This window comes from Listeria floridensis FSL S10-1187 (assembly GCF_000525875.1).
GTDB classification, from domain to species: Bacteria; Bacillota; Bacilli; order Lactobacillales; family Listeriaceae; genus Listeria; species Listeria floridensis.
Window position 1 is genome coordinate 1 of record NZ_AODF01000057.1, and the last position, 2,367, is coordinate 2,367.

Genomic DNA, 2,367 nt, shown 5'->3' on the forward strand with positions numbered 1-2,367 from the left:
CACTGGGGAAGCTTGAACAGTTGTAGAAACTGTGTTAGATGTCTTGCCATTTAGCGAAGAAGTTGCTTCGATAACTGTACCAGCTGCTTGTTTTGAAATGGTAATCGAATAGTTTCCGCTTGAATTAGCTGTTCCTGTATAAACCAGTGCCGAGCCATCTTTTTGCGGAATACGTAATGTCACGGTTGCATTTGGATCTGCAGTACCAGTTACTACAGTATCTGTGTCAATCACTTTATTAATCGTTGGATCTTTCAGTGGAACAGAAGTAACCACTTGGCTTGCTGGTGTGCTGACATTACCTGCTGCATCTGTTGCAGTAGCTTTCACAGTTACTCCCGCTGCTTGTTTAGGAATCGTAATTGTGTATTTGCCATCTGCACCTGCTTTTCCTTGTGCAATTAAAACTTCATTCGCATAGATTTTAACTGTAGCATTTGCTTCAGTTTGACCTGTTACAGAAGTTTGGTCTTCATTCACAGCGTTCAATGTAACGTTAGGAGCTGTCTTATCAACAACGATCGTTGAAGCTGTTGCGCTCGTTTTTGATCCAACTGTTGCTACTACTTGAATCGCTGTACCAGCTGGTTGTTTCGCAATCGCAACTGCATAGTTGCCGCTTGCATCTGCTTTTCCTGTGTATACGAGTGAACCTCCACCTGGTTGAGGAATAGTGAGTTTCACATCCGCATTTGGTTCTGTCTTCCCAGTTACAAGCGTATCGCTATCACTTACTGTGTTGATCGTTGGTGTTGGAATAGCAGTTGCTGTAACAGTTACAGAAGCTGGTGTACTGACATTGCCTGCTGCATCCGTTGCAGTTGCTTTAACTATTACGCCTGCTTCTTGTTTCGGAATCGTGATGCTGTATTGACCATTTGAACCTGCAGTTCCTTGTGCAATCAATACATCGTTTGCATAGATTTTAACCGCTGCATTCGCTTCAGTTTGACCTGTTGCAAGCGTTTGATCATCCGCGATAGCATTTAAAGTCACATCCGGAGCTGTTTTATCAATCACTGTTGTCGAAGCTTTATCACTTGTTTTCGAACCAAGCGTAGCTACAGCCGAAATAACAGTACCTGCTTTTTGCTTCGCAATGGCAATGGAATAATTACCACTTGCATCTGCCGTTCCTGTATAAGTAAGCGATCCGCCGCCTGTTTGTGGGATCGTTAGTGTCACTGTTGCACCAGCTACTGTTTTCCCAGTTACAGTCGTATCTTTATCGCTCACCGTATTGATGGTTGGTGTAGCAAGTTTCGTACCAGTTACAATCACTGAAGAAGGAGTACTCGCATTACCTGCTGCATCTTTCGCTGTTGCGACAACTTGTTTACCTTCAGTTTGTTTCGGAATTGTAATCGAGAAGCTGCCATCAGAGCCCGCTTTCCCTTCTCCGATCTTCATGCCATCTACTGTCAGTTCAACAGTTGCATAAGGTTCCGCTGTACCTGTTGCCACTGTTTGTTGATCGTTGATTGGTAAAAGAACTGGAGCATCAGGTGCCGTTTTGTCGACAACCGTTGTACTTGTGCTAGGTGAAGTTAAGCCATCTAATGTTGCTGTGGCTTGAATTACTTGTCCGGCTTTTTGCTTCGGAATCGTGATGGTGTAGTTTCCACTAGAATCTGCTTTGCCTGTGTATGTCAGTGAACCGCCACCTGCTTGTGGGATCGATAATTTCACATCCGCATTCGGTTCTGTTTTCCCAGTTACGACCGTATCTTTATCCGATACTTCGTTAATGGTTGGAGCTGGAATCGCAGTACGAATTACCGTAGTCGTTCCTTTAGCAGACGTCAAACCACCTTTTTCAGCCGTTACTTCAATAACCGTTCCAGCGACTTGTTTGGAGATCGTTACCGAATAGTTACCGCTCGCATCCGAAGTTCCTTCAAAAGTTAACGAACCGCCACCTGCTTGTGGAATTTTTACTTTCACTGTTGCATTCGGTTCTGTTTTCCCTGTCACTACAGTTTGTTGATCCGTAACAGTATTCACTGTTGGTGCCGCGATGTCACCTTGCGTAACGACTGTCGAAGCTTTAGCAGAAGAAAGCCCATTTTTCGATGAACCGGCTTCAACCGTTGTCCCTGCAGCTTGTGCTGGAATGATGATGGCATAGTTGCCGCTTGCATCTGACGTACCTGAGAAGCTGAGGTATGAACCGTCTCCTTGCGGAATGCGTATACTGATCGCCGCATTCGGTTCCGCTGTACCTGTAACTAGTGTATCTTTTGTTGTTAATCCATTAATTGTTGGCGTTTTAAGAGCGCCTTGAATAACAGTTGTAGAAGCTTTGTCTGAAGTGATACCGTCTTTTTCAGCAATCACTTCAATTTTCCGTTGCCATTACAGCTTGAC

General features: G+C 44.5%; 1 protein-coding gene. It reads right to left on the reverse strand.

Translation table 11 applies throughout. The features are described 5' to 3' along the window. The coding region (locus tag MFLO_RS13715; RefSeq protein WP_241433678.1) for an Ig-like domain-containing protein at positions 1 to 2,337 on the reverse strand (2,337 nt) is incomplete at its 3' end. Between the last annotated feature and the right edge of the window lie 30 nt (positions 2,338 to 2,367).